General features: G+C 54.2%; 14 protein-coding genes. 5 read left to right on the forward strand and 9 right to left on the reverse strand.

What is annotated here, in order from left to right:
- Positions 1-239: 239 nt before the first annotated feature.
- Positions 240-1,235 (forward strand): LacI family DNA-binding transcriptional regulator, encoded by a 996-nt coding sequence (locus tag Q0835_RS11345; RefSeq protein ID WP_298961176.1) that lies wholly within the window; start codon positions 240-242, stop codon positions 1,233-1,235.
- Between the two features lie 69 nt (positions 1,236-1,304).
- Here the strand turns inward: Q0835_RS11345 and Q0835_RS11350 are convergent, their stop codons facing one another.
- The 3 genes from Q0835_RS11350 to Q0835_RS11360 are packed head-to-tail and all read right to left on the reverse strand — an operon-like array spanning position 1,305 to position 4,506.
- A complete protein-coding gene (locus Q0835_RS11350; RefSeq protein ID WP_298961180.1) occupies positions 1,305-2,444 on the reverse strand; it encodes a Gfo/Idh/MocA family oxidoreductase in 1,140 nt (379 codons plus the stop codon).
- The gene (locus Q0835_RS11355; RefSeq protein ID WP_298961183.1) at positions 2,441-3,343 is read right to left on the reverse strand and encodes a TIM barrel protein; all 903 of its coding nucleotides are present in this window, start codon (positions 3,341-3,343) and stop codon (positions 2,441-2,443) included. The genes Q0835_RS11350 and Q0835_RS11355 overlap by 4 nt, the downstream gene beginning before the upstream one ends.
- A 41-nt stretch (positions 3,344-3,384) precedes the next feature.
- Complete coding sequence (locus tag Q0835_RS11360; RefSeq protein WP_298821956.1) at positions 3,385-4,506, reverse strand: Gfo/Idh/MocA family oxidoreductase; 1,122 nt, start codon at positions 4,504-4,506, stop codon at positions 3,385-3,387.
- 117 nt (positions 4,507-4,623) lie between these two features.
- On the opposite strand from Q0835_RS11360, the gene iolD reads away from it, so the two are divergent.
- Genes iolD through Q0835_RS11380 form a run of 4 tightly spaced genes read left to right on the forward strand, consistent with a single transcriptional unit; the run spans position 4,624 to position 9,160 of the window.
- Complete coding sequence (iolD, locus tag Q0835_RS11365; protein ID WP_298961186.1) at positions 4,624-6,504, forward strand: 3D-(3,5/4)-trihydroxycyclohexane-1,2-dione acylhydrolase (decyclizing); 1,881 nt, start codon at positions 4,624-4,626, stop codon at positions 6,502-6,504.
- A gap of 1 nt (position 6,505) precedes the next feature.
- Positions 6,506-7,480 carry a 5-dehydro-2-deoxygluconokinase gene (iolC, locus tag Q0835_RS11370; protein WP_298961189.1) on the forward strand — a complete coding sequence of 325 codons (975 nt, stop codon included), beginning with the start codon at positions 6,506-6,508 and terminating at the stop codon, positions 7,478-7,480.
- A gap of 10 nt (positions 7,481-7,490) precedes the next feature.
- Positions 7,491-8,333, forward strand: coding sequence for a 5-deoxy-glucuronate isomerase (locus tag Q0835_RS11375; RefSeq protein WP_298821959.1), 843 nt, complete (start codon positions 7,491-7,493; stop codon positions 8,331-8,333).
- Positions 8,330-9,160 (forward strand): class II fructose-bisphosphate aldolase, encoded by an 831-nt coding sequence (locus Q0835_RS11380; RefSeq protein ID WP_298961191.1) that lies wholly within the window; start codon positions 8,330-8,332, stop codon positions 9,158-9,160. Before Q0835_RS11375 ends, Q0835_RS11380 begins: the two co-directional genes overlap by 4 nt.
- A 7-nt stretch (positions 9,161-9,167) precedes the next feature.
- Here the strand turns inward: Q0835_RS11380 and Q0835_RS11385 are convergent, their stop codons facing one another.
- From Q0835_RS11385 to Q0835_RS11410, 6 genes are all read right to left on the reverse strand, one after another.
- The gene (locus tag Q0835_RS11385; RefSeq protein ID WP_298961193.1) at positions 9,168-9,395 is read right to left on the reverse strand and encodes a hypothetical protein; all 228 of its coding nucleotides are present in this window, start codon (positions 9,393-9,395) and stop codon (positions 9,168-9,170) included.
- Positions 9,396-9,507: 112 nt separating this feature from the next.
- Positions 9,508-12,069: an FAD-dependent oxidoreductase gene (locus Q0835_RS11390; RefSeq protein ID WP_298961196.1), complete on the reverse strand. Its 2,562-nt coding sequence runs from the start codon at positions 12,067-12,069 to the stop codon at positions 9,508-9,510.
- 396 nt (positions 12,070-12,465) lie between these two features.
- Entirely contained in the window at positions 12,466-20,286 is a 7,821-nt protein-coding gene (locus Q0835_RS11395) for a calcium-binding protein (RefSeq protein ID WP_298961199.1), read from the reverse strand.
- Positions 20,168-21,652, reverse strand: a complete 1,485-nt coding sequence (locus tag Q0835_RS11400; RefSeq protein ID WP_298961202.1) for an AHH domain-containing protein — start codon at positions 21,650-21,652, stop codon at positions 20,168-20,170. The genes Q0835_RS11395 and Q0835_RS11400 overlap by 119 nt, the downstream gene beginning before the upstream one ends.
- Complete coding sequence (locus Q0835_RS11405) at positions 21,642-22,238, reverse strand: DUF1629 domain-containing protein (protein ID WP_298961207.1); 597 nt, start codon at positions 22,236-22,238, stop codon at positions 21,642-21,644. The genes Q0835_RS11400 and Q0835_RS11405 overlap by 11 nt, the downstream gene beginning before the upstream one ends.
- 36 nt (positions 22,239-22,274) lie before the next feature.
- Positions 22,275-23,018: a DUF4261 domain-containing protein gene (locus Q0835_RS11410; protein ID WP_298961210.1), complete on the reverse strand. Its 744-nt coding sequence runs from the start codon at positions 23,016-23,018 to the stop codon at positions 22,275-22,277.
- Positions 23,019-24,156: the final 1,138 nt, after the last annotated feature.

Below are 24,156 nucleotides of genomic sequence, written 5' to 3' on the forward strand. Positions count from 1 at the left end.
GGTGCCGCTCAGTCCCGTAAACGCAATCGCGGCCGTCGCAAAGGCGATCAATGTCTTCTTCATAAGTTCCTCCCAAATTTCAGGCTTTCTACAATCCCGGACTTCATCCTCGAGACCGTGCCTGCCGGTAGACAAGCACAGCACCAGAGAAATTGCAACCGGTTGCAAAAAAATTGACGCTGTCTGGTATTCGTGTAGGTTTCCCGAAGAATAAGGACCAACTGGGCTGGGGCTGAAATTTGGCGGTTACATTAAAGGAAGTTGCGGAACTGGCGGGCGTGTCGCGTTCGGCGGTCTCCCGGACTTTCACCGATGGTGCAAGCGTTTCCGCCAGGACGCGAGAAAAAGTCGAGAAGGCAGCCAAGACCCTAGGCTATAAGCCTTCCCTGATCGCACGCAGCCTGGCCACAAATCGAACCAAGCTGATCGGTCTGGTCGCGAACAATTTTCAGAACCCTGCCTTTCTCGACGTCTTCGACCTGTTCACCAGCGAATTGCAGAAGCGCGGTTTCCGCCCGTTGCTCGTGAACCTGTCTGCAGAAACTTCGCCGAAAAAATTCGTCGAGCTGCTGAGGCAGTACAGCGTTGATGGCGTCATCGTTGCGACATCGACGCTTCCCACAAGCTTTGCGACGTCCTTTCAGGCTGCCGGTATTCCCGTGATTCACACGTTCGGCAAATATGAAGCGAATGCCAATGTACATGTTGTCGGGATCGACAATGTTTATTGCGGGACCATGGCTGCCGCCCTGTTCGCGGAGCGCGGTTACCGGAAGGTCGCGTTGCTGGGCGGGCCGGAAGCGGCAACATCAACACAGGATCGCGCGGCAGGGTTCTTGAAGGCCGCAAACGACAAAGGTCTTGAGGTGGCAGCCACCTGCTTTGCGGAAAACTACACCTATCAGGCCGGACGGGATGCCATGCAGCAGGTCTTGCAAGAAGGTGGGATTGAAGCCGTTTTTTGTGGTGACGATTTGATCTGCATGGGTGCGATGGATGCAGCACGAGCCGCCGGTCTTTCGATCCCTGAAGAAATCGGTTTCATGGGCTTTAATGACATTGCGATGGCAGGATGGGATGCCTATTCACTCACGACCATTCGCCAACCTATTCGGGACATCATCCTGAGTTCGGTGGAACTTGTTGTCGGCATGGTTGAAAACCCGACGCGCAGTGCGGAAATTCGCCTGTTTCCATGCACAATTGTCGAGCGTGGTTCTCTGAAGCCTGTTTGATGCAAGAACGCCACGAAGGCATTTTAGAAGCCGGGCGGACGATCTTTTGCCGAACGTCCGCCCGAGTTTTTAAAGCCGGGTCCAGGCACCGTTTGCCTTGGCAGATGAAGCAGCAGCTTCGATTGCCCGCATCGACCAGTACCCGTCTTCGGCCTGAGGGAAGTCAAGTGCCAGGGGATCGGGCTCTCCTCCGGTCTTTTGGGCATTCAGGACATCCGCCAGATCCATATAGATATTTGCAAAAGCAACCGGCATGCCTTCGGCATGACCAATCGGGATGCGCGAAGCGCGAACGGCCTGTTCAGATAATTCCGCGTCACCGCGTTCAAGGATCTGGGTTCTTCCGTTCAGCGGCGTCCAATGCAGTTGCTCGGGATGCTGCTGCTGCCAGGAAAGTCCGCCCTTCTCACCGAATACCTGGAGCGTCAGTCCGTGCATCCGGCCAACTGCGACCGCACTTGTCCAGAGCCTGCAGACCGCGCCGCCGTCGAAGCGGAAGTTGATCATTGCGTCATCTTCCAACTGGCGATCACCAACCAGAGAGGCAAAATCCGCCGACAATTCCGTCGGCGTCTGGCCTGATACGAAACAGGCCATATGGAACGCATGAATGCCGGCATCCGCGAACACCGCAGATGTTCCCGCCTGAGCCGGGTCGTAGCGCCAGCGCACTCTCGGATTGTCCGCTTCTTCGGCATCTGCGTGAAAGCCGTGCGCAAACTCTGCCTTGATAAGCCTGACTTTTCCAAGGTCGCCATTGGCGATCATGGCACGCATCTGACGAACCAGCGGGTAGCCGCTATAGCCATAATTCACCGCGCAGACCTTGCCGGATTTCTTGGCAATTTCAACGATTTCGCGTGCTTCATCCGCTGTCATTGTCAGTGGTTTTTCGCACAAGACGTTGAAACCCGCTTCGAGAAAAGCACGAGAAATCTCGTAGTGCGTGGCGTTGGGAGTCGCGATGGTGACGAGGTCCAGTCGGTCATCGCGTCTGCTTTCGGCTGCGAGCATTTCACGCCAGTCGCCATAGGCACGAGCAGCTGAAACGCCGAGCGAATCTGCGAAGGCCTTACCTCGGTCCGGATCAATGTCAAAGGCTCCAGCGCACAGGAGAAAATGGCCGTCCAGGCCAGCGCTTATGCGGTGAGTGGGACCGATCTGAGACCCTGCACCGCCACCGATCATTCCCCAATTGAGCTTTGTCATGCCGTTACCTCGAAGCCGATGGATTTGAGAAAGGCGCGGTTTTCGCGAGCGTCGTCGAGCGGTGATTGTGCCTTGGCCGGATCACAATCCTGCTCAACCGTGCACCAGCCGGTGAAGCCTGCATCCAGCAGCAATTGTCTGACGGCAGCAAAATCAACGCTGCCCTTGCCGAGATTACAGAAGATACCGTCGCCACAGGCTTCATAGAAGTCCGTTTGATTTGCAATGACACTCTTCATGACAACAGGGTCGATATCCTTGAAATGCATGTAGGAAATGCGGTCCATATGCCGCTTCATGAACGCGACGGGATCGAAACCGGCATAGACGCTGTGACCCGTATCAAGGCAGATCTTCATATGCTTTTCGTCAACTTCTTCCAGAAGCTGCTCGACCTCGTTCTCAAAATCCATGAAGCCACCGGCATGAGGATGAATGGACGGCGTCAGGCCGTATTCCTCGCTTGCCATCTTGGCGATCTCCTGGATCCTGCCGCGATAGACTGTCCATTCCTCGGAAGACATCTTTTCCGCTTCGGCCGGGCGACCGACGGTTGGTGCCCGGCGTGGCGAAATGGAATCGATCATGACGAGATGCTTCGCACCGTGCGCCTTCAGGGCTGCGCAGGTCCGGATGGAGCCATCCTTGACATCGTGCCATTGCGCCGGGTCATGAAAGGGACGAAACACGACGCCGCCGATCAGCTCCAAGCCACGTTCGGCAAGCGCATCTCCGAGCTCTGCCGGATCTTCGGGCATGAAGCCGACAGGACCAAGCTCGATGCCGCGATAGCCCGCATCGCGGCACTCGTCTAGAACCGTTTTCCAGTCCGGGTTGCGCGGGTCATCTGCGAATTCGACACCCCATGAGCAGGGGGCGTTTCCAATCTTGATAGTCATGTGATGTTTCCGGAATAGAGGCCGGGCAGGGTGCCCTGGGCCTAAACTTGGTCGATATTGATCCAGCTTCGGGATTCGCTTGATTGCCAGGAAGCTTCAACAACTTGGTTTACATAAAGGCCGTCTTGGAAAGTAGGCCAGCTGTTTGTTCCCGTTTCAATGGCCTTCAGGAAATCCCGGGCTTCGATAATGATCTGATCCTGGTAGCCTGTTCCGTGTCCGGCGCCGAGGCAAAAGTTGACGTAGTCCGGGTGGTGCGGGCCGGTCAGAACCTTCTTGAAGCCTTCCCGCGACGGGTTCTGGCCACCTTCATAAAGCCAGAGTGCGTTCTGGTCTTCCTGATCGAAGCGGATGGAGCCCTTGGTGCCGAATATGTCATAGGCATAACCCATTTTTCGGCCAAACGCCGTGCGGCTGACATAAAACGCGCCAAGCGCACCGGACATGAACCGGCACATAATCTGGGCGTGATCGTCATTGGTGACCTTCTGCATACCCGATTTTCCCGGCCGTTCCTTCACCACAGTTTCGATCTCTGCCAGGACGCGTTCCATCGGACCGCCAAGAGCCTGCGAAGCATTGATGATGTGGGGTGCCAGGTCCCCCATGGTGCCGTTTGACCGGCCCTGTGTGCGCCAGGTTGCAGGGCTTTCCGGGTCGGCAAAAAAGTCTTCGGTGTGCTCGCCGCGAATATAGGTAACGTCGCCAATTTCCCCTGAGCTTATTATCTCACGTGCGAGCTGAGAGGCAGGTGTCCTGATATAGTTGAAGCCAACCATGTTGATGCAGTTTGACGCTTTTGCCGCAGCTGTCATGGCGCGGCTGTCAGCCAGATTGCGCCCCAGTGGTTTTTCACAAAAGACCGGCTTGCCAAGGTCAAATGCGGCCTTGGAAATTTCCAGATGCGTTTCCTGCGGCGAAGCGATCACGATGGCTTCGACGGCAGGATTGTTGACAAGCTCCCGCCAGTCGGACGTCGAGTTTGAAAACCCGAGTTCGCTCGCCTTCCGCGCAGCGCCCTCAGGCGTTGTGGTGCAGATCATTTCAAGGGCAGGGCGCAAGGCTGTGTCAAACACGGCACCAACGGCGTGCATCGCCACTGAATGCGCCTTTCCCATATACCCGCCGCCGACGATGCCGACACCAAGTTTGCGCGTTTCCATCCCGTTTCATCCGATCTTTTTTGCAACCGCTTGCAAAATACGTAAACACCGATTAGCTTTCGCCGTCAAGGGCTCCAAGAGCCAATAGAAAAAGCTGTCCGGGAGGAATTGAGGCGCATGGCCCAGAAAACCCTTCGCCTGACCATGGCTCAGGCACTCATCCGCCATCTTGCCGCGCAATTCGTCGAAGTCGACGGCAAGACAGTCAGGCTTTGCGCCGGCGGTTTTGGCATTTTCGGCCACGGCAACGTCACCTGTCTTGGCGAGGCGCTTTACGAGCACCGCGAAGAACTGCCGCTTTGGCGCGGTCAGAACGAGCAATCCATGGCAATGGCTGCGGTTGCCTACGCCAAGCAGCAACTGCGCCAGCGGTTCATGTTTGCAACAACGTCGGCCGGACCGGGCACGACCAACATGCTAACTTCCGCAGGTATTGCGCACACCAACAGACTGCCGCTGCTCATGCTGTCCGGGGATGCATTCGTCACCCGATTGCCGGACCCGGTTCTGCAACAAGTTGAACATCCAAGCAATCCAAGCCTGTCGGTCAACGATGCGTTCAAGAGTGTCACCAGATATTGGGATCGGCTGACACACCCGGCACAGCTGTTGCAATCGTTGCCGGCTGCGATCAACACGCTGATTGACCCGGCAGACTGCGGGCCGGCGTTCCTGGGACTTCCACAGGATGTTCAGGGTTGGGCGTATGACTATCCGGAAGCATTCTTTGAGCCGAACACCCACTATCTGCGTCGCCAGACCGCCGATCAGCGCGAACTTGCGGCTGCAGCCGCGTGTCTGAAATCCGCCGAACGCCCGCTGATCATTGCGGGTGGCGGTGTCCAGTACTCGCTTGCAACGCAGGAGCTGCTCGACTTTGCGCGCCGGCACAAGATTCCGGTCGTTGAGACGATCGCGGGTCGGGCCAATCTTGTTCACTCAGATGAACTGAACTGCGGGCCGATCGGTGTGACCGGCTCCAATTCGGCCAATGCTCTTGCGGGTCAAGCAGATGTCGTGCTTGCAGTCGGCACCCGCCTGCAGGATTTCACAACCGGGTCGTGGACGGCATTTGCGGGTGATGCGAAAATCGTGTCCCTGAATGTCGGGCGCGTTGATGCGGGCAAACATATGGCTCTGCCGGTAGTCGGAGACGCCAAATTGACGCTGCCGCTTCTTGCAGACGCGCTCGGGACCTATGAGACACCTGCTGACTGGAGGCAGAAGGCTGCCAAGGAGCGGGCCGCCTGGAACGCTTATGTCGACGACAATACCTCGCCAACTGCGCAAGACGGCAGCAACCGGCCGATGTCCTACGCTCAGGTGATCGGCGCGGTGAATGAGGTTTGTGCGGATGATGACAGGGTTGTTGCTGCGGCAGGCGGTTTGCCCGCCGAGGTGACAGCCAACTGGCGTACACGTTCCTTGGGCAGCGTGGATGTTGAATTCGGCTTCTCTTGCATGGGATATGAAATTGCCGGTGGCTGGGGTGCTCGTCTTGGTCACCAGGAGCGCCATGCCGATCGCGACACGATCGTCTTTACCGGCGACGGTTCTTATATGCTCATGAACTCCGACATCTATTCTTCCGTATTGTCGGGAGCCAAGCTCATTGTCATCGTCTGCGACAATGGCGGCTTTGCCGTGATCAACAAGTTGCAGAACAACACCGGCAACGAGTCCTTCAACAATCTGATCAGCGATTGCAGGCTGGCGGTTGAGCCCTTTGCTGTCGACTTTGAGGCGCATGCGCGGGCAATGGGTGCGAATGCGGAAACCGTTTCTTCCATTGCCGAGCTGAAAGAGGCCTTCGGTCGCGCCAAGCAATCGGAAAAGACCTATGTGATTTCTCTTCAGGTGGACGCCTTTGACGGATGGACACAGGAAGGTCACGCATGGTGGGAAGTTGGCACTCCGGAAGTCTCGGAAAGCGAACGCGTGCGCAAGGCGCATGTTGATTGGGAAGCCGGTCGCAGCGCGCAAAGAAAAGGCATCTGAGATGCCGAAATCCCTTTCGCCCGCGTCCAGAATGTTGGTCCTTGGCCGGGCCGGTATGGATCTTTATGCCGACCCTCCAGGCGCAGAAGCAGAGACTGCGACCGGATTTGCGACCGCTCTTGGCGGGTCTTCCGGCAACATTGCCGCCGGTCTGGCAAGGCAAGGTGTGGCGACCAGTCTTTTGACCTGCGTGTCAAAGGATTCAGTTGGCCGCTTTGTCCGCAGGGAACTGTGCAGCTACGGTGTTGATACGACGCATGTCGTTGAGCTTGCAGGTGAATGCAGAACCTCGCTGGCCGTGACGGAAACGCGCATCGAAAATACCCAGAACACGCTTTACAGGAACAATGCAGCGGATCTTCTGCTTGATGAAGCCCACGTCAGGGAGATTGAATTCAGCAAGTTCGATGCGCTGATCGTGACCGGTACAGCGCTTGCGGCCGACCCTTCGCGCAAAGCCTGCTTCGTGGCGATGGAAGAGGCACGTGCCGCCGGGATGATGGTCGTCATCGATCTTGACTATCGCCCTTATAGCTGGCCTGGAAGCGTGGAAGCTGCGGAGACTTATGGTGCCGCCATTGAATTGACGGACCTTGTTGTCGGCAACGATGAAGAATTTGCCGTTGTGGCCGGAGGAGACACAGAGGCAGGTCGCCGTTTGGCGGGCGGCCTGACCGAGGCCGGCAAGACCGCCATTTACAAAATGGGCGAAATGGGCTCGATCGTCTTCGCACCGGAAGAGAGTTTTCAGACCGGTATTTTTCCGGTTGAAGCCATCAAGCCGATGGGGGCTGGCGATGCCTTCATGGCTCTTCTGATTGCTTCCCTTGTCAAAGGGGCGACGCTGAGAGAGGCGGTGCTGCGCGGCTCAGCCGCTGCAGCAATGGTTGTGTCACGCTTTGGCTGTGCACCCGCCATGCCGACGCCCGAAGAGCTTGAGTCGTTTCTTGAGCAAAACACCGCTCCACAGAGCTGAGGAGATCGTTATGCATATCCCGCCGTTCGAAAATGCGAACAAGGCCATCATCGATACCGACGATACGCGTGTTCCGCTCAACTACTTCAACATCGTCAAGCTGAAACGTGGGCAGGCATTTGAATACTCGGTGCCCGGTTACGAGACCGCCATTGTTCCGGCGACGGGCAGCGTGGATGTAACTGTTGAAGGTGTGTCTTTCGACAAGCTCGGCAATCGTGGCGGGGATGTCTGGGACGGAGAACCGGAAGGCGTCTATGTCCCGACCGGTGCCAAGGCGCAGATGGTCTGTGTCAGCGAAGCCGCTGAAGTGTTCGTTGCAGGGGCCAAATACGACAAGGTTCTGGAACCATTCGATGTCCGGACGCCGGATATCGACCTGGTGCAATACGGCTCCGACGACACCAAAACGCACCGCAAGATCAAACACATTCTGGGAACCAAGTATCACGACAGGGTAGGCCGCCTTCTGGTGTCCGAACTGTTCACGGTCGGCCAGGGGGGCTGGTCCGGCTTTCCGCCGCACAAACACGATACGGACCGTCTGCCGGAAGAATCGCGTCACGACGAGACCTATAATTTCCGCTTCCGCCCGAACAACGGCTTCGGCATGCAGCTGGTTCAGCGGGAGGACGGCAAGGTTGGGGATGCCTATCACATCGTCGACGGATCAACGATCGTGCTCGACAAAGGCTACCACCCTTGCGTCGTCGCACCAGGCTATGAAATGTATTATTTCACGATCCTGGGCGGTCTGTCGCAGCGCTCGCTGGTTCAGTATTTCCAGCCCGATCATGCCTGGCAGATCGAGACGATCCCGGGCATCAAGGACATGATTGCCAAGTTCAAATGACCGCAGTTCCACTGAATGACGTTCTGGCAGATGCTGCCCGCGACGGATATGCGCTTGCCGGATTGGTCGTGCTCGGCTGGGAAGATGCCGTTGCCTTTGTGGAAGCCGCCGAGGAAACAGGCCTGCCTGTGATCCTGCAGGCCGGACCCGGATGCCGGGCGCATACACCAGTGCCCGTGATCGGCAAAATGCTGCGTCATCTGGCGGATCAGGCGAGTGTTCCGGTGGTCTGTCATCTGGACCATGGCTACAGCGTTGAAGAGTGTCTGCAGGGGATCGATCACGGGTTCACGTCGCTGATGTTCGATGGATCCAAGCGTCCGATATCCGAAAACATCGATATGACCGCGGGTCTGGCTGAAATCGCGCGCAAAGCCCATGTCTCCGTTGAAGGGGAAGTCGGGTATGTCGGCTATGCCGAAGGGGCCTCCTCCGCCTTTACCGATCCGGCTGAGGTTGCGCGGTTCGACAAGGAAAGCGGAGCAGATGCAATCGCTGTGTCGATTGGCAATGTGCACCTGCAAACTGAAGCGACAGACGGCATTGATTTTGAGGCGCTCGCAGCTGTTGAGCATGTGACGACAAAACCGCTGGTTTTGCACGGTGGCAGCGGCATTCCACAGGACGATCGCATTCGCCTTGCGCGCGAGACGCGTGTCTGCAAATTCAACTTCGGAACGGAATTGCGGCAAACGTTCGGCCGCTCACTGCGTCAGACATTGGCGGACAAGCCGAACGTGTTCGACCGCAATGAAATACTGCGGTCGGTCATGCCGGCGATGCGCGAGACAACCAAAAAAGTTCTCAGGACGGTTGGCCCGTCTTGAGACTGTTCTAGCGCAGAAAGAAAGCCTTCAAGCGAGACAAAAAGCCTGTCTTTTTCCGGCTTGGAGTGACACGGGTGGCGCTTGTCGGCGGCTCTTCTGCACGCCTGGTCTGGGCCTCAGCTTTCCTTTCTGAAGACGGGATGCGCGATTCAGGCGCCATTCCTCTTTTGACACCCTTTGCAAAGGCTTCTGCTGCTGCGTGCGAAACCGGACCGCGGGGAGAAAAGAATGGCATGGGTACCCTCCTGAAAGACTACAATCACACTTTCAATTTAGGGTTTATTAAATCGCGTTTCAATAACCGGTGCTTGCCGCGAGGTCTTTTTCAGACCTCGCGGAATACGGCACTATGACCGTGGTTTCAGGTTTTCCGGGTCATACAGCGGCTGGTATCCGACGCCCGCCACTTCAACCGGGTAGGTTTCCGAGAAGTATTCGACGTTCAGCTTGCGGCCGACCTGGCAATAGTCTTGAGGCAGGTAGGCGAGCGCGATGTTCTTGCCGATGGTCGGTCCATAAGCAACTGATGTTGTGTAGGAAATCCGCCCGAGATTATCGACCAGCGTCTTGCCCGTTTCAGGGTCCTGAACCGGCATGGCGCCAACCGGATAGCGCTTGACGCCTTGTCCGTCTGTGTTGTCGGTCATGACCAGGGTGCACAGCATGGCAGGTTGTTTTTCGCGCGCCCGGTACTCCAGATGTTTGGCCTTTCCGCGGAAGTCGGCTTCCTTCACTTTCGGCCGGGCAAGGTCCGCCTCATAGAGATTATACTGGGTCAGGAGATCGGCGTTCTGCAGCCGCAGGCTCTTTTCCATGCGGCGCGAATTGGCATAGGTTTCAACGCCAACGGCCATGACGCCGATTGCTCTGAGCGCGTCCCAGACAGCAAGACCGTCTTCATATTTCATATGAAGTTCCCAGCCCTGTTCGCCCACATAGGACAGCCTAAGTGCTGACACTTCCTTGCCGGCGATTTCAAGCTTGCGGATGGCTGCGAAGGGGAAGTTCTCCGGATCGAGCGTTGCCGGATCGGAAACGACCTTCTTCAGGTTTTCCCGGGCGTTCGGACCCCAAATGCCGATGGTGGTATAGGCTTCGCTGACATCCGTCACGGTGACCTTGAAGCCCTTGTCTTCGGCAACACGTTGAACATAGCGCAGGTCACGCGGTCCGGCATCAGCACCATCCACGATGCGGCAACGGTCTTCCATGCGGAAGACCGTCAGATCCGCCCGCACATTGCCTTCGTCATCGAGGAAATGCGTGTAGATGCCTTTGCCGATCATGGTGTCGCCGCCGATCTTGGCAGCGCAAAGCCATTCCATCAGGGCCACATGATCAGGACCTTCAACGTCGAACATATAAAAATGCGACAGGTTGATGATCCCGCAATCTTCGCTGAGGGCCAGCTGCTCAGCATTGGAAACACGCCAGAAGTGACGGTTGTCCCATTCATTTTCGCGCATAGGAACGCGGTTGCCGTATTTCTCCAGCAGGTGGTCGTTGGCGGCATACCCATGCGCGCGTTCCCAGCCGCCAAGTTCCATGAAGTGACCACCAAGTTCGACTTCGCGCTCATGGAAAGGGGAGCGCTTGACGCCGCGGCCGGAAGCATATGGCTCGCGCGGATGGATTGCGGGGAAATAAATCTTCTGGGCCGCTTCGTAGCAGCGCCCTTCGATGAATTCCTCGGTCATCTGATGGGCGTAGAAGCGGGAATAATCGATGGAAGCGTGATCGATTTCAGTGCGTCCGTCGGTGATCCAGTCTGCAATCAACTTGCCGTAGCCCGGGCCGTCCTTCACCCAGATGGCAACACAGTACCAGAGACCGCGTACTTTCTGGCTTTCGCCGCAAGACGGGCCACCGGCAGCGGAGACCTGCAACAAACCGTTGAAGGAATGGCTTTCATTATAGCCGATCTCACCCAGGATCGGCGTCAGTTCCATAGCGCGTTCCAGCGGCTCGATGACCTGTTCCATTTCCAGATCGCGCTGCGAGGGTGACAGACGCGCCTGATCCTTTTCAAGCAGATCACGCGGATGGCAGAGGCGCGGCGTGTCGGTCTCGTAATAGCCCCATTCTATCTGCCCGCCTTCGGCTGTTTTCGGGTCGCCCGTGTCGCGCATGTAGGCTGAGTTGCCCTGGTCACGCAAAAGAGGGTATCCGATATCCTTGCCGGTGCCTTCAAACTCGTTATAGGGGCCGAAGAAAGTCAGCGGGTGGTCGACGGGCATAACCGGCAAGTCTTCGCCGACCATCTCGGCGATCTGGCGGCCCCAAAGACCGGCGCAGACAATCACGTGATCGGCGTGGATCGTGCCGCGATGGGTTTTGACGCCGGAAATTCGGCCATTCTCGACAATAAGCGATTGCGCGGGCGTGTTGGCGAAGACCTTCAGTTTGCCAGACTTTTCGCCCTGGTCGACCAACTTGCCGGCGACGGTCTGCGAGCGCGGAATGACCAGACCGGCATCCGGATCCCACATGCCGCCCTGGACCATGTCCTCTTCGATCAGCGGGAACTTTTCCTTGATCTCGGCCGGAGTGACCAGGCTGACATTGGTGCCGAAGGCCTTGCCGGATGTGACCTTGCGCTTGATTTCCTCCATCCAGGTGTCATCACCGGTGCGCGCGACCTCAAGACCGCCGACCCGGGCGTAGTGGCCCATCTTTTCAAAGAAATCGATGGAATATTGCGTGGTCCAGACCGACAGATAGTCGTGGCTTGTGGTGTAGCAGAAGTCGGATGCGTGGGCCGTCGAGCCGATATCCGTCGGAATGCCGGACTTGTCGATGCCGACGATATCCGTCCAGCCACGCTCGATGAGGTGATGCGCCACCGACGCGCCGACAATGCCGCCCAGACCGACGATGACGATTTGTGCCTTGTCAGGAAAAGCTGACATGTCTCATTCCTTTTTGCTTCCCGCCGTCATGCCACCATCGGATGCGACGTACCGATTGCCCGCTTCCGCCTGGAGCTTTCAAGCCATATCAAGGCCGGGTGGACCGTTTCCGGTCAACCAACCTTTTTCCTCAAAACAGTTTTCCGATTTATCGCACCTCGGCTCGCGACAGATCCCGGAGCAAAATAGCTCAATTGCGTCATCTGGGTCGGTTTCGGGTGGTTGGGCACAGATCCAGGGCGAACAACTTAGTCGCATGTTTGACTGTGCATCGAGTTCTTTCAAGAAGCACTCGCGAAGTGCAGGCTAAGGAGCGATGACGTTCGTCATTCGTTCCTTAGCCTGGCAGGCAATTAACCGGCATTGTGAGAACGCCGATCTACTCTGGTAGATAGGTTACACAAACTGAAAATCATCCTGAAGCAGCGCGCTGGTAAGGACACCTTCTAGGACGATACTCGTGCTGCCGTCAATCGAGATGGTCGTGTCGGAACCGTCATCTGTCGCGGCTGCAAGCACCTCTGAGTAAGACGTAAAGATAGCAGTTTCAAACTCAATCATATCGCCAGATCCAGCTCCTGCTGTGAAGTCCGTGACAGTGTCATTGCCGGTATCTCCAGCAATAAAGCGGAATGTATCGTTTCCGCCGCCACCAGTCAGAATGTCATTCCCCGCAGCGCCGACGATGACATCATCTCCAGAGAATCCGATGATGACTTCATCAGAGGAGGTACCGAACATTGCTTGCACCCTGGCTTCGGCCATGGTCCAGATCGTTCCATTGTCGAAGACAATCTGCTCAATCCCGTCCCAAAGGTCACTATCAAGAGTGTTGATGATTGTGATCTGGTCTGTTGTTCCAGCAAAGGTAAATATTGCTGTGTTCGATGACCCGACGCGCGAAACACTCACTTCGTTCGGCAGGTAGCCGTTGATTACAATCTTGTCCGTAGAGCCAAAACCGTTGTCTTCGATAGTATCGACGCCGTCACCGCGTGCAAAGACATAAGTGTCCGAGCCGCCTTCACCGTGTAATGTGTCGTTTCCGAGGCCGCCTATTAGTGTATCATCACCGCCATCCGCTTCAATCGTGTCATTTCCCAGACCACCCACCAACGTTTCATCAACACGGCCAAAGCCGTGAATGAAATCATCGCCATCGGACTGAACAGAGGTTAGGACAGCGGATCGGAGATCGCTCATTGTCCAGATAGTACCGTTGTCAAAAACAATCTGCTCGATCTGATCGTAGACGCTGATATCAAGCGACTCGACCAAAGTGATTTGGTCGGATGTTCCGACAAAAGTCAGGATCGCAGTGTCTGATAATCCATCTCGCGAAATAATGACTTCGTCCGGAGAGTAGCCGTGAAGTACGAGTCGATCCGTGTCTCCGAATCCGTTGTCTTCAATTACATCGACTCCATCACCTCGGGAGAACACATAAGTGTCTGAACCACCTCGTCCATGGAGCGTGTCATTGCCAAGACCGCCCTCAATGGCATCTCCAATGCTACTAAAGCCTTGGATAGTGTCATTGCCATCGGTCTGAAGACTGCTGAGGATCTTGGTTCGCAGATCGCCCATCGACCAAATCGCACCGTCATCAAAGACAATTTGCTCAATCTGATCGTAGTTACTCCCCTCAAGTGTATCAACAATTGTAACTTGATCGGTGGTTCCGACAAAGGTCAGTATCGCTGAACTGGAGGTGCTCGCTCGGGAAACGATCACTTCGCTCTGCGCATATCCGTGTAGAACCAACTTGTCGGTAGAGAGATAGCCATTGTCTTCGATTGTATCGGTTCCGTCGCCTCTGGTGAAGACATAGGTATCGCTGTCATAGCTGCCGTGCAGTGTGTCGTTGTCCAAGCCGCCAACCAGAATATCGTTGCCGCTACCACCATTCAGCGTGTCATTGCCTCTACCCCCCAACAGGATGTCATCCTCGTTGGTTCCGGTGATGGTGTCGTCTGTTGCTGGATCGTCATCGGGAGAAACGGAAACTGTGATGACATTGACTGATGTGAAGTCGCCGTCGCTGACCACATAGGTGATAATAATATCGCCTTCGAAGCCTTCATCCGGGAGAAGGCTCAAATTACCTGAAGGCAACAAGTCAACAGTTCCGTTGCCGTCAATTGTGGCAGCGACAATGGTCAACGTTCCGTCATCGACATCGTTTGCCAGTATATCGGCGGACGCTAGTTCAATCGGCGAACCGTCGAATAAAAGATTGAAATTATCGGCTTCTGCCTGAGGTTTTGCATTAATGATTGCGATCGTCTCGATGTCCGTTTGCGTCCAAACGGTCCCATCCTGGAATTCGATCGCCTCGATGCCTTTTTCGGAGGAGGCAAGGAATTGTTCTGTCAGGGTGATTATCGATCCGTCAGACAGCAGTAGCAAAGCATCTTGAGCGCCCACACCGGGTCGTACGATCTTGACGGATTGCGGCGTAATCCCAGCACCAAAGACCAGCCTGTCAGCCGCACCTTGATAATAGTCTTCACTGATCGTGTCCGAGCCGTCGCCCAGATTGTAGTGGTAAACGTCACTACCTTTGCCGCCCTCGAGCGCGTCATCGCCAAGACCGCCGGTGATAATGTCGTCACCAGATGCACCCTTTACGCTGTCATTCCCGACACCAGCGTCAATCTCATCATCGACATTAAAGCCGTGAATGATGTCGTCGCCAGATGTTCCTGCTTGCGACAGAAGCAGCAAACGCAGGTCACCACGGGTCCAGATCGTGCCATCGGCAAATTCGATTTGCTCAACGCCAGTGTCGAAATAGTCGTCGAGCTGGTCCGTCAGAAGGACTGATCCACCATCGACGAAACCTAGTGTGACGTCATTCAGCTCACTTACACCGCGCGTCAGCGTGACCTCGCCAGGAACAATTCCATCTCCGAGAACCAGCTTGTCGGTGGCACCATTGTTGAAAAGCTCATGGATGGTATCGTTGCCATCTCCAAGATTGTAGACAAACGTGTCCGAACCGTCTCCGCCATCAAGAACGTCGTCGCCTAATCCACCAGTGAGGATATCATCCGCGTCGCCAGCATTGACAGTGTCATCGCCAGCACCGGCATCGATAGTGTCGACGACACCGAAGCCGTTGATGTCATCGTCGCCATTTGTGATCTCTTGTGCCAAGATCATGGAGCGCAAGTCGGCACGGGTCCAGATCGTGCCATCGGCGAATTGAACCTCTTCGACACCGCTATTGAAGAATTCACCCAGCTGGTGTTTCAACAGGACCGAGCCGCCGTCGGTGAACGACAGTGTGACTTCGTTCAAATCACTCGTTCCGCGAACGAGAGTAACTTCTCCTGGAAGGATGCCTTCACCAAGGACCAGCCGATCGGCAGTACCGTTGTTATAGGTCTCTATGATGGTGTCTGCGCCATCGCCAAGATCGTAACGGTAGATGTCGGAGTCTTTACCGCCGTCGAGCGTATCATCGCCAAGACCACCTGTAATAATGTCCTCTCCGGAATAGCCAAAGACAGTGTCGTTTCCAGCTCCTGCGAAGAGATAGTCGTTTGAGTTGGTGTAGCCGTCGATCGTATCATCGCCATCTGTCCAGGCGTTCTCCGCCAGGATCCGAGCAAGATCCTCGCTGGTCCAGATTGTACCGTCTGCAAATTCTATCAGCTCAACACCGCTGTCGAACCAATCAACGGATTGGTGTTTCAGCGTTACCGAGCCTCCATCTACAAATGTGAGAATGACCTCATTTAGATCTTGAGGGCTACGCGAAACAGTCACCTCAGATGTCAGAATTCCGGCACCAAGAAGAAGTTTGTCGGCAGCACCATTGTTTGTGGTTTCAGCGATAATATCAGCGCCATCTCCCAACTCGTAGATATAAGTATCGGAATGCTTGCCACCGTTGAGGTTGTCGTCACCTAAGCCTCCTCTGATCGTATCAGAGCCATAACGGCCGTAGACAGTGTCGTCTCCAGCGCCGGCATCAATGGTGTCATCGAGAGTAAAGCCTGAAATGAGATCATCACCGCTGGTCGATACACCTTGCAGATAGTGGGCGATGAGATCGTCTGTCTCCCAGACCGTGCCATCTTGGAAATGGAACTCTTCAACGACATTGAAATCGAACGGTGCCAAGCCTCTGTAGCCAACAACCGTGATGCTGTCGTTCGCATTTAGCGACAGTGTAAGATCAAGGTAGAGATCGTCGGTCCAGGAAATTGAGACGTCCGATGTCGAGATACCCGCGCCAAAAACAATCTTGTCCGTGTTGTCTATAAAGATCGAAACCTGTTCATCTAAGATCCGGTCGTGGCCGTAGCCTATGCCGAAGTGGTAGGTGTCGCTGTATTCGCCGCCATAGTAGGTGTCGTTGCCCAATCCGCCGTCAAATACGTCTTCGGACGCGAACCCGTAAAGTGTGTCGTCTCCGTCTGTGCCTGCGATCAGCTGCTGTTGAATTTCACCGATTGAAATCGTTGACCCGTCTGCAAATTCGAAATGCTCGATATCGAAATAGCGGTGACCAAAATTGTTATAGAGGAACTGGCTTTGGATCGTCAGTTGGCTGCCGTCAGACAGAGTTGCGATCAGGTCATTTGAAGCCCCATTCCGCGACCAGGTGACGTCATTTGCGGTGACGCCTGCGCCAAACAGCAGTTTGTCGTTTTCATTGCTGAAGACTGAGAGGAACTTGTCGTAGATGATATCCTGTCCATAGCCGAAGCCGAAATGATAGGTGTCGTCGCCATCGCCGCCATTCAGGTAGTCGTTGCCCGCGCCGCCGTCCAATACATCATTCCGCCAGAAGCCATTGATGGTGTCATCACCAGTGGTGGACTGCAGGAAGTAGTTGTAGATGTGTTCCTGATCCCAGACAGTGCCGTCTTCGAACTCAAAGCTCTCGATGGCGAAGTAGTGATTACCGGCAATATTGTCGCCAAGGAATTGACGCAGGATTTTGAACTGGCTGCCATCCGACAGTTTTACGGTTAGGTCCGCACTGTCGCCCTCGCGCTCGAGTGTCACATCGCTTGCCGTAACACCTTCGCCAAACTTCACTTTGTCAATTGTCTCGAAATTCAGATCAAGATTGATGCCTTCATCGAAGATGTCTGAGCCGTAGCCGAAGCCAAAGACATATGTATCGTTCTTGTTGCCACCGGAGAGGTAGTCGTTGCCGGAGCCGCCATCGAGAACATCATCGCGGGTGAAGCCGTAGATCGTGTCGTCGCCGTCGGTTTTGGCATCGGCGATCAGTCTGCTCATGATGTGTTCGTAGTCGAAGCCCTGGCTCTCGCCATTGCTGTTCTCGAACTGGAAGTATTCGATCCGGTCGAACCAGAACTCCCCGCCGATCGCAGTTACGCCAAAGAACTGGCCGTTGATCGTCAGGCTGTCGCCACCCGCCGTATTGATGACCAGCGTATTGCTGCCACCGTCACGGTAGAACGAGAGATCGTCATAGGAGAGATCCGCGCCGAAGATGAGAATGTCTTCGCTGCGCGAGAGGACATCAACCTGGGCATCGTGAATCGTGTCGTGGCCATAGCCGGCATTGAACAGATAGATATCCGTATTGTCGCCGCCTTGCAGAAAATCATTGCCGGCCCCGCCATCCATCAGATCCGCATGATCGGTGCCAATCAGGGTGTCATCGCTGGCAAGCGGGTTTGAGATGGCGGTGGCAATCTCGCTCATGCCCCAGACTTCGCCATTGGCGAAAACAATTTCTTCAATGCCCTGAAACGGCCCGACAACGCCGCCAAACAGCGAATACTGCATGTCATGGAACTGGCCCACGACCCGCACGCTGTCTCCGGTTTCCGTGACAGTCAGGATCAGGTCTTTGCCGTCCCGGGCAGCGGTAATCTGATCGGGCGTCAGATGAGCAAAACGGATGGTGTCGAAATTGTCTGAGCTTTGCTCAAGGTCGTTGATGACGTCATTGCCGAAATTCTGACCGAAGACAAAGACGTCGCTTCCGGTTTTGCTCTCCACCACGTCGTCGCCGGTGGACATATAAAAGATTTCGTTCTCGTCCGTGCCGGTGCGGGCGCCGGAACCATAGTCAACGATATCCTGCGAGACTCCGAGGCTCTCGGCGGCCACCGCCAGGCTGACCGGCAATCCGACGGTCTCGTAGGCAGCCACCACATTGGTGAAGATGAACGGCTCCGTAATCCGGTTGCCACCCGGCCGGTCATAGTCTGACAGAAGCGTGTCGATCAGCGGTTTCCAGGCGTCCAGCCAGTCTGCCGCGCCAGTGGCATCTTGCGGTGCTGCTTCGAAGATCTTCTTGAAGAACGGGATGAGTTCAAATTCGGAGGTGGGCGAGAAACGGTCGGTTTCGACCGAATATTCAACTCCGTCAAAATAAGGCTTCAAACCGCCTTGCATCGCCAGGCGAAGCGCAAGTTGCTCCACCAGCAGCTCTGTCCGGCCCAAAAGGGCGCCAAGGCCGGCAATTGCAGTTCCGGTCAAGGCTCCCGGATCGTCAACGGGTATGTTCTCGCCGAAATAGCGCTCGATGAAATCAAGCTCGGCTGCGGTGACGACTTCCCAGGCAACATCCGCCCCATTCACCGGGTCGGCCAGAACCTGATCATAGCTTGGGTACTCGATCACATTGCCATCGGCGTCGGTGATGGAGGTGCTGCCTGCCAGTTTCCAATAGGTGACAGTGTCTTCCGACCCATCTTGCAAAGTGATTTGCTCGGTCACCTGAACAGCGAAGTCCAGGACTTCCAGTTCGCCGCCCGCGCGGCTGATCAGCACCGGCACATCCGGATTGCTGCCGAAGCCAGTGGCGGCAGGCGGTGCCTTGGCCCAGGCATCGAGAATGTCGAAGGCGCGCTCGGACAGCACGTCCCGGTCGATCACATTCAGCGTGGGCAGAACGGTGTTGATCGTCTGCGCCAATGGCCCGTTCGGGCCCTCCAGCGTGAGGGCCACCTGGAGTTCGGTCAGAACGCCATGGCCTTTAAGGGCCGGCATGTTGGCCGCGATATCGGGCGCAATGGTCGTATCGCCCGTATAAACCGTGTCGTAATTGTTGATTCGGAACTCGATGTCGCCCACCGTGCCGGTGCTGCCGTCGCCGCGCGTAAAGCTGCCGGTACGGGCCACCACATTCAGCGCGTTCTGGCTGCCGTCATCGGTCGCCGTCAGATCGATAGAGGCAATATCGAGTTCGGAAAGTGTGAAGAGTTCACCGGCATCGGTTTCAGCATCCCGGTCCAGATCCCGCCAGATGCGGAGATCCGAATAAACCGCATCCTGCGCGTCGATCTTGCCGTCGCCGTTGAGGTCATAGGCGGCCAGCGCTGCAAAGCCGGACTGTCCGACGCCGCCGAAAAGCTCGTTGATATCGTCGATGGTGCCATTGGCATTGAGATCGAGCGTCAGCAGCCCGTCATCCGGCGCCACCCAGCCGCTATGCTCGGCAAACCCGTCGCCATCCATGTCGAACATGGGGCTGACGCCCGTCACCATGGAGGTCAGTTCCAGGCCGTCGCCGTCGAGGTCGAACACAAGCGGATCGACGCCGCCGACATTCGCAGAATCGAGAACATACTTCACACTTTGAACGATGAAAGACCACATGCTTTCACCATTGACCTTGCCAATACCGTTCTCGCGCCCATCGGCAAGACGCCACATTTCAGTTTGGATCTCTGCCGTTCGAATGCCTGCTGTTGCTTCGGAGGCTGGACCTAAGGGATCGTTATTGAAGTTTGCCAATGTGAGGAACGACTCTTCGTCCTCGCGTCTCGAAAAGAGGTCTCCGATAGCCAGGGCGCCACTTGCGTCGACTGCGAATTTAAGAATGCCTCCGAGACCATATAAAAAAGGACTTTCTGAATCGACGTGCTTGGTAAAAGTACCGGCTGTGCTCAAATGGCCAAACGCCAGAACCAAGTCATAGCCATCAGCGCCCACCACTTGCGTGCCGGTGGACCACATCAAATTGATAAAATCTTTGTCGTCCTCACCTCCTGGGCCTGCGTATATGACAGAGCCTGTGCCCGCTCTAATGAGCCAGTCGTTACCTTTGCCGAGGTGAATTTCTGCGGCGCCGAACCCCCAAACCCAATCATTGCCGTCACCGGCGTCGATCGTCAACTCTTTGCTCGATCCCTTCATACTGTGTGAAAGCAACAATGGTGTCGTCGCCTTCCCCACCACGCACCACGCCGGTTCCTGTATGCGCGATCCAGTCATTGCCGCCGCCAGCATCAATCGAATCATCTCCGAGGGCTAGAATTGCCTGGCGATCATCCTTGCCGGAGAAATGCCCCACGTCTTCAAGCATAACAAATTCAGGGAAATCAAATTCGAAGTCAGGAAAATACTGTGTAGCAACATACAAATAATCGAAAAGAGGTTTTACATAGTCAACCCAAGTCCAATGAGGGAATTTTGCTTCGAAATATTCCAAAACGGCACGCGCGTCATTTATATTTATTCCAATTTCATATGTGATGTATGCAAAAGCGCCTGCTTGTTTACCTGCGGCGACAAATATGGTTCCTGCTACAACCTTTTCTAATATCGCAGAGGCGCCGAAATCCAGTAAGGTGTCGCTGTCAACACTTTCGAGAAATGCTCTAATATCATCATTTATCTCTTGCGCTGCGGCTGGATCGGATGAAACCAAAACAATTCCTGCAGTTGTGAGGATGGCAACGCCAAGTAAATCAACCTTGTCCGAAAAGGGGTTTTGGGGGCCGCTGTCGTTGAGAGAATTCGAGCCTCTAATCAGTTGCGATTGGGCAGAAAATACCTCAATTCCGGCAGTGTCGAATGATGGGTCAATAAGTGCGCGTCGCTCAAAAGGGTTAACCACATCCCCATTGGCATTCGTAATACTTGGGTCCGAGGCCGTCGAAATGCTTTGGTAACTTCCCTTCGGCGTGCCGTCGACGGGATCGCCGTTGGTGAAGTGCAAATCTAGAAAGTCCTTGTAGTCTTCCGCTACGCTGGCCGGGTAGCCGGCGTCGAATCCTCCAATGGCTTGAGCGTGAGGATCTGCACTATTTATCATGAACTTAGGCGCCATGCGATCGGGGTCTGAGCCATTGGCTCCCGATACGCGATTTGCCATCAAACCGTCGCGCAAATACTTTTCGACAGCATCCAGTTCCTTTGCTGCAGCCTCAAGGCGTGACCGGATATCCGGGTCATCAAAATCTGTGTTTTGGCTTAGATTGCCAAGATTATGTTTTCTTTCAATTTCACGAAGAAGATCTTCGACAAGACCGTTGTATGTGTTTGTATGGCCTCCCTTATGTAACGCGAGACCGCTTGCAATTGAATCCGCCTCGTGGGTTGGCAGCCAAATACCATTTTCGTTAAAGCTATTGTGTTTGTAGAGTCCAGTTCCTGTGGGATTATTGGGGTCCAAATCAATTTGCGCCAGAGCTTTCAGAAACTTGAATTTATTAGCAACATTTGTAGGAATAAGATGATGGCCTTCGAAATTCGCATTCCAGTCTGCTGGACTGGTTTCTTTAGGATTTTTTTTTGGAAAGCTTGGGTCCGTTCTGAATTCACTCGCGAATACAAAATCATTTATGTCAACCGTCATTTCCAACCTCCTCTCGACATTCAAGAAGTTCGAAGCATTTTTTGAATCTTATTTTCTTCAATTCGTTAACTAATTCATCGGAAAAGAAAGTATCTTGATATCCAGCGTAATACTCCTTCCAAAGGTGCTTTCCGTTTATCTTTCTTTTGTCGAATGTCATCAGATGACTTGTTACGGGGAAAACAACATAGTGTTCTCCGGTAGTTGAGACGCCGCTTGTAAAAAAAGATCTTTCGAAAATAACGGTGTCCAGTGATTGACCTGGTTGCAGAAAGTAGTAAGGCTCTGGTAGTGGCTGCCCATTCGACCAAAATAGGTCCGTGGGTAGCCAGTTATGAACGTTCGGTTCCAACGCTTCGACAAGGTCCCTAAATCTTTGCGAAACGATCCATTGCCCACCGCCAAAAGCCATAACGAACAGGGCGCATTCTGAAACTTTTCCGCTAATTGTTACTCTCGACGGCACTTGGTCTGGAGTTAGTTTAGGTTCTGTTTGCTCAATATCCCCCATTTGACCAGATTGATCTGGCCTGTAATCAAATTTTTTTGGAAACTCTTTTATATCAACGGATACTCTCCATGCCATTACTTACCTCTTTCTTTGTGTTGTCTTTCTATTTGTCTAGATGGTTTTCGCCTGCTCCAGGCTCAGTTCCAAAATAGGCACTCCCGGTTGAGCGCCTTCCGGCCTATGCCGAATGCGGATTTTTTCGGTTTCGCTTATTCCGAGCGTCTCACCGTCCCGAAGCACCGGTCCCTGCGCCAAAAGGTAGTGTGAGATGTTTAGCACTCGAGAGGCAGTGTCCTGGGGCGAGAGAGCCCCGGGTTCAAACTGAATTTCCCGGCCGATAAAAGGCTGCAGGCCTTCAGTAACAAAACCGATCATTGTTTGAGATTCGGGTAGAGTGGGGGGACGATAAGGATAAATCTGTAGCCACAGATCTAGAGGGTATTTTTGTTCGCTGATCTGCTGCAGAGCTTTAAAAGCCATGATCGGTTCAGAGATAGTGTTGCCGGTCGTCCAAATTATGCTGAGTACCGAATGGCTCTTGATAACGGCTGCGGTTAAAAGTGTCAGATTGATTGCGCTTTGGCGCGCAGCTGCAAAGCCTTCTTCTGACTGAAAGACCGCTACGATTACATGCGCTTTGTGTTTTTCTACTGCTGCCTTGGCTCCTGGCCAAGTCTGATTGTAAGCAATCGGACGTTCGGCGGTGTCCACGGGCAGCGGCTTGTCAACATGGATTAGCGCAAGAACGGTTTGTCCCATACGAACCAAGTGAGTTGGTTGAGCAGCTTCTGCTTGCTCTGAGTCTACCGTTTCCGCCTCGACATTTGGCGCGAAAGACTTGAGCGCCGCAATCACTTCCCTTCCATCCGCGAATTGCGCGTTTTCTAGGGCTAGCATGGTCATGAAACGATTACTCATTGTAATATGCTCTCGTTTTAGTCTCTGCCTATTTGCAAAAAATTAACCTTCTGGCTCTGCGAGCTCCTGTTTAGCATGTCATGTGCTGGACAAATCACATGCTAGCGCGTGGGCAATTTTTTTGACTTGATATCACCTTAACGCCAATGGATTTCATGAAAACTGGGCCATGCGGAATTGCTGGCTTCTAGTCAACTAGAGCGCTATGGAGGCGGCGCGATTAAATATATAATATTGTCTGGATGCTTACTCTCTCCATCTATCAATTAATTTTAATGGAAATTATTATTATTTCCATATTTTAAGTATTTAATGGTATTTCGAAGGATGTTGCTTGCTGCATCAGGGTCGGGCATGGCGAAGATGTCAGGATAATCTTCGCTGTTCGAGACCTCCTTTGCTATAGAGGGGAGTAGATCGGCCGACGTTGGCAGACCCAAGCTAAGCCCAAAATGAACCATTTTACTTGGTGCTTCTTCAAATTCAAATTCCGGTACCCTGGGGTCATAGGCAAGATCCGTCCAATACGCAATGAACTCCTCCCGCGCTTTCCAAAGGCGGAGCGTCTCTTAGACATTTTGCCAAAGGACGCTCGTCAAGCGGCTTCAGCGAATAGCAATGTGCGAAGAAGAATTCTCAACCAAAACAGCCCCCGCCACTCTCAAGTTTTCGTCAATAAGTTGTATTTCTGAGTGCACGGTGGCATGTGTTATGTTGGTTGTAAATATTAAAAATTACGCACTTTAAAATTGATATTGAATTGTCAAAATTTCAAAATTGGCGGAAATATGGGAACTTTAGGGTTGCAGATTTCAATCTTACGTAGCGGTTACAAGGGTTTTCATTTCTCTGAAAAATTTGCTTTCTTCTAGGTTTGATTGAGAGCTTTGCCCGGCGCTGCCCTCGCTTGTTCTGGCCCCGTTTTCCATGGCGCTCCGTTTCCTCGGATGTGCCCTTGTCCAAAACATTCGGTGGTCAAGACCATGTCTGTGTTTGAGCAATGAATCAAAATAATTTAATCTTATAAATTTCAAGCTTGAAATATCTGTGAGCTGAGTTACGTTAACTCGTGTCG

It is taken from the genome of uncultured Roseibium sp. (assembly GCF_947499295.1).
GTDB lineage: Bacteria > Pseudomonadota > Alphaproteobacteria > Rhizobiales > Stappiaceae > Roseibium.

What these genes read in the sequence shown, in the direction of transcription:
- Q0835_RS11350 (WP_298961180.1), bottom strand. Translation starts at nt 2,444, where the DNA reads ATGACAAAGCTCAATTGGGGAATGATCGGTGGCGGTGCAGGGTCTCAG.
- Q0835_RS11355 (WP_298961183.1), bottom strand. Translation starts at nt 3,343, where the DNA reads ATGACTATCAAGATTGGAAACGCCCCCTGCTCATGGGGTGTCGAATTC.
- Q0835_RS11360 (WP_298821956.1), bottom strand. Translation starts at nt 4,506, where the DNA reads ATGGAAACGCGCAAACTTGGTGTCGGCATCGTCGGCGGCGGGTATATG.
- iolD (WP_298961186.1), top strand. Translation starts at nt 4,624, where the DNA reads ATGGCCCAGAAAACCCTTCGCCTGACCATGGCTCAGGCACTCATCCGC.
- iolC (WP_298961189.1), top strand. Translation starts at nt 6,506, where the DNA reads ATGCCGAAATCCCTTTCGCCCGCGTCCAGAATGTTGGTCCTTGGCCGG.
- Q0835_RS11375 (WP_298821959.1), top strand. Translation starts at nt 7,491, where the DNA reads ATGCATATCCCGCCGTTCGAAAATGCGAACAAGGCCATCATCGATACC.
- Q0835_RS11380 (WP_298961191.1), top strand. Translation starts at nt 8,330, where the DNA reads ATGACCGCAGTTCCACTGAATGACGTTCTGGCAGATGCTGCCCGCGAC.
- Q0835_RS11385 (WP_298961193.1), bottom strand. Translation starts at nt 9,395, where the DNA reads ATGCCATTCTTTTCTCCCCGCGGTCCGGTTTCGCACGCAGCAGCAGAA.
- Q0835_RS11390 (WP_298961196.1), bottom strand. Translation starts at nt 12,069, where the DNA reads ATGTCAGCTTTTCCTGACAAGGCACAAATCGTCATCGTCGGTCTGGGC.
- Q0835_RS11395 (WP_298961199.1), bottom strand. Translation starts at nt 20,286, where the DNA reads ATGACTGGATCGCGCATACAGGAACCGGCGTGGTGCGTGGTGGGGAAG.
- Q0835_RS11400 (WP_298961202.1), bottom strand. Translation starts at nt 21,652, where the DNA reads ATGACGGTTGACATAAATGATTTTGTATTCGCGAGTGAATTCAGAACG.
- Q0835_RS11405 (WP_298961207.1), bottom strand. Translation starts at nt 22,238, where the DNA reads ATGGCATGGAGAGTATCCGTTGATATAAAAGAGTTTCCAAAAAAATTT.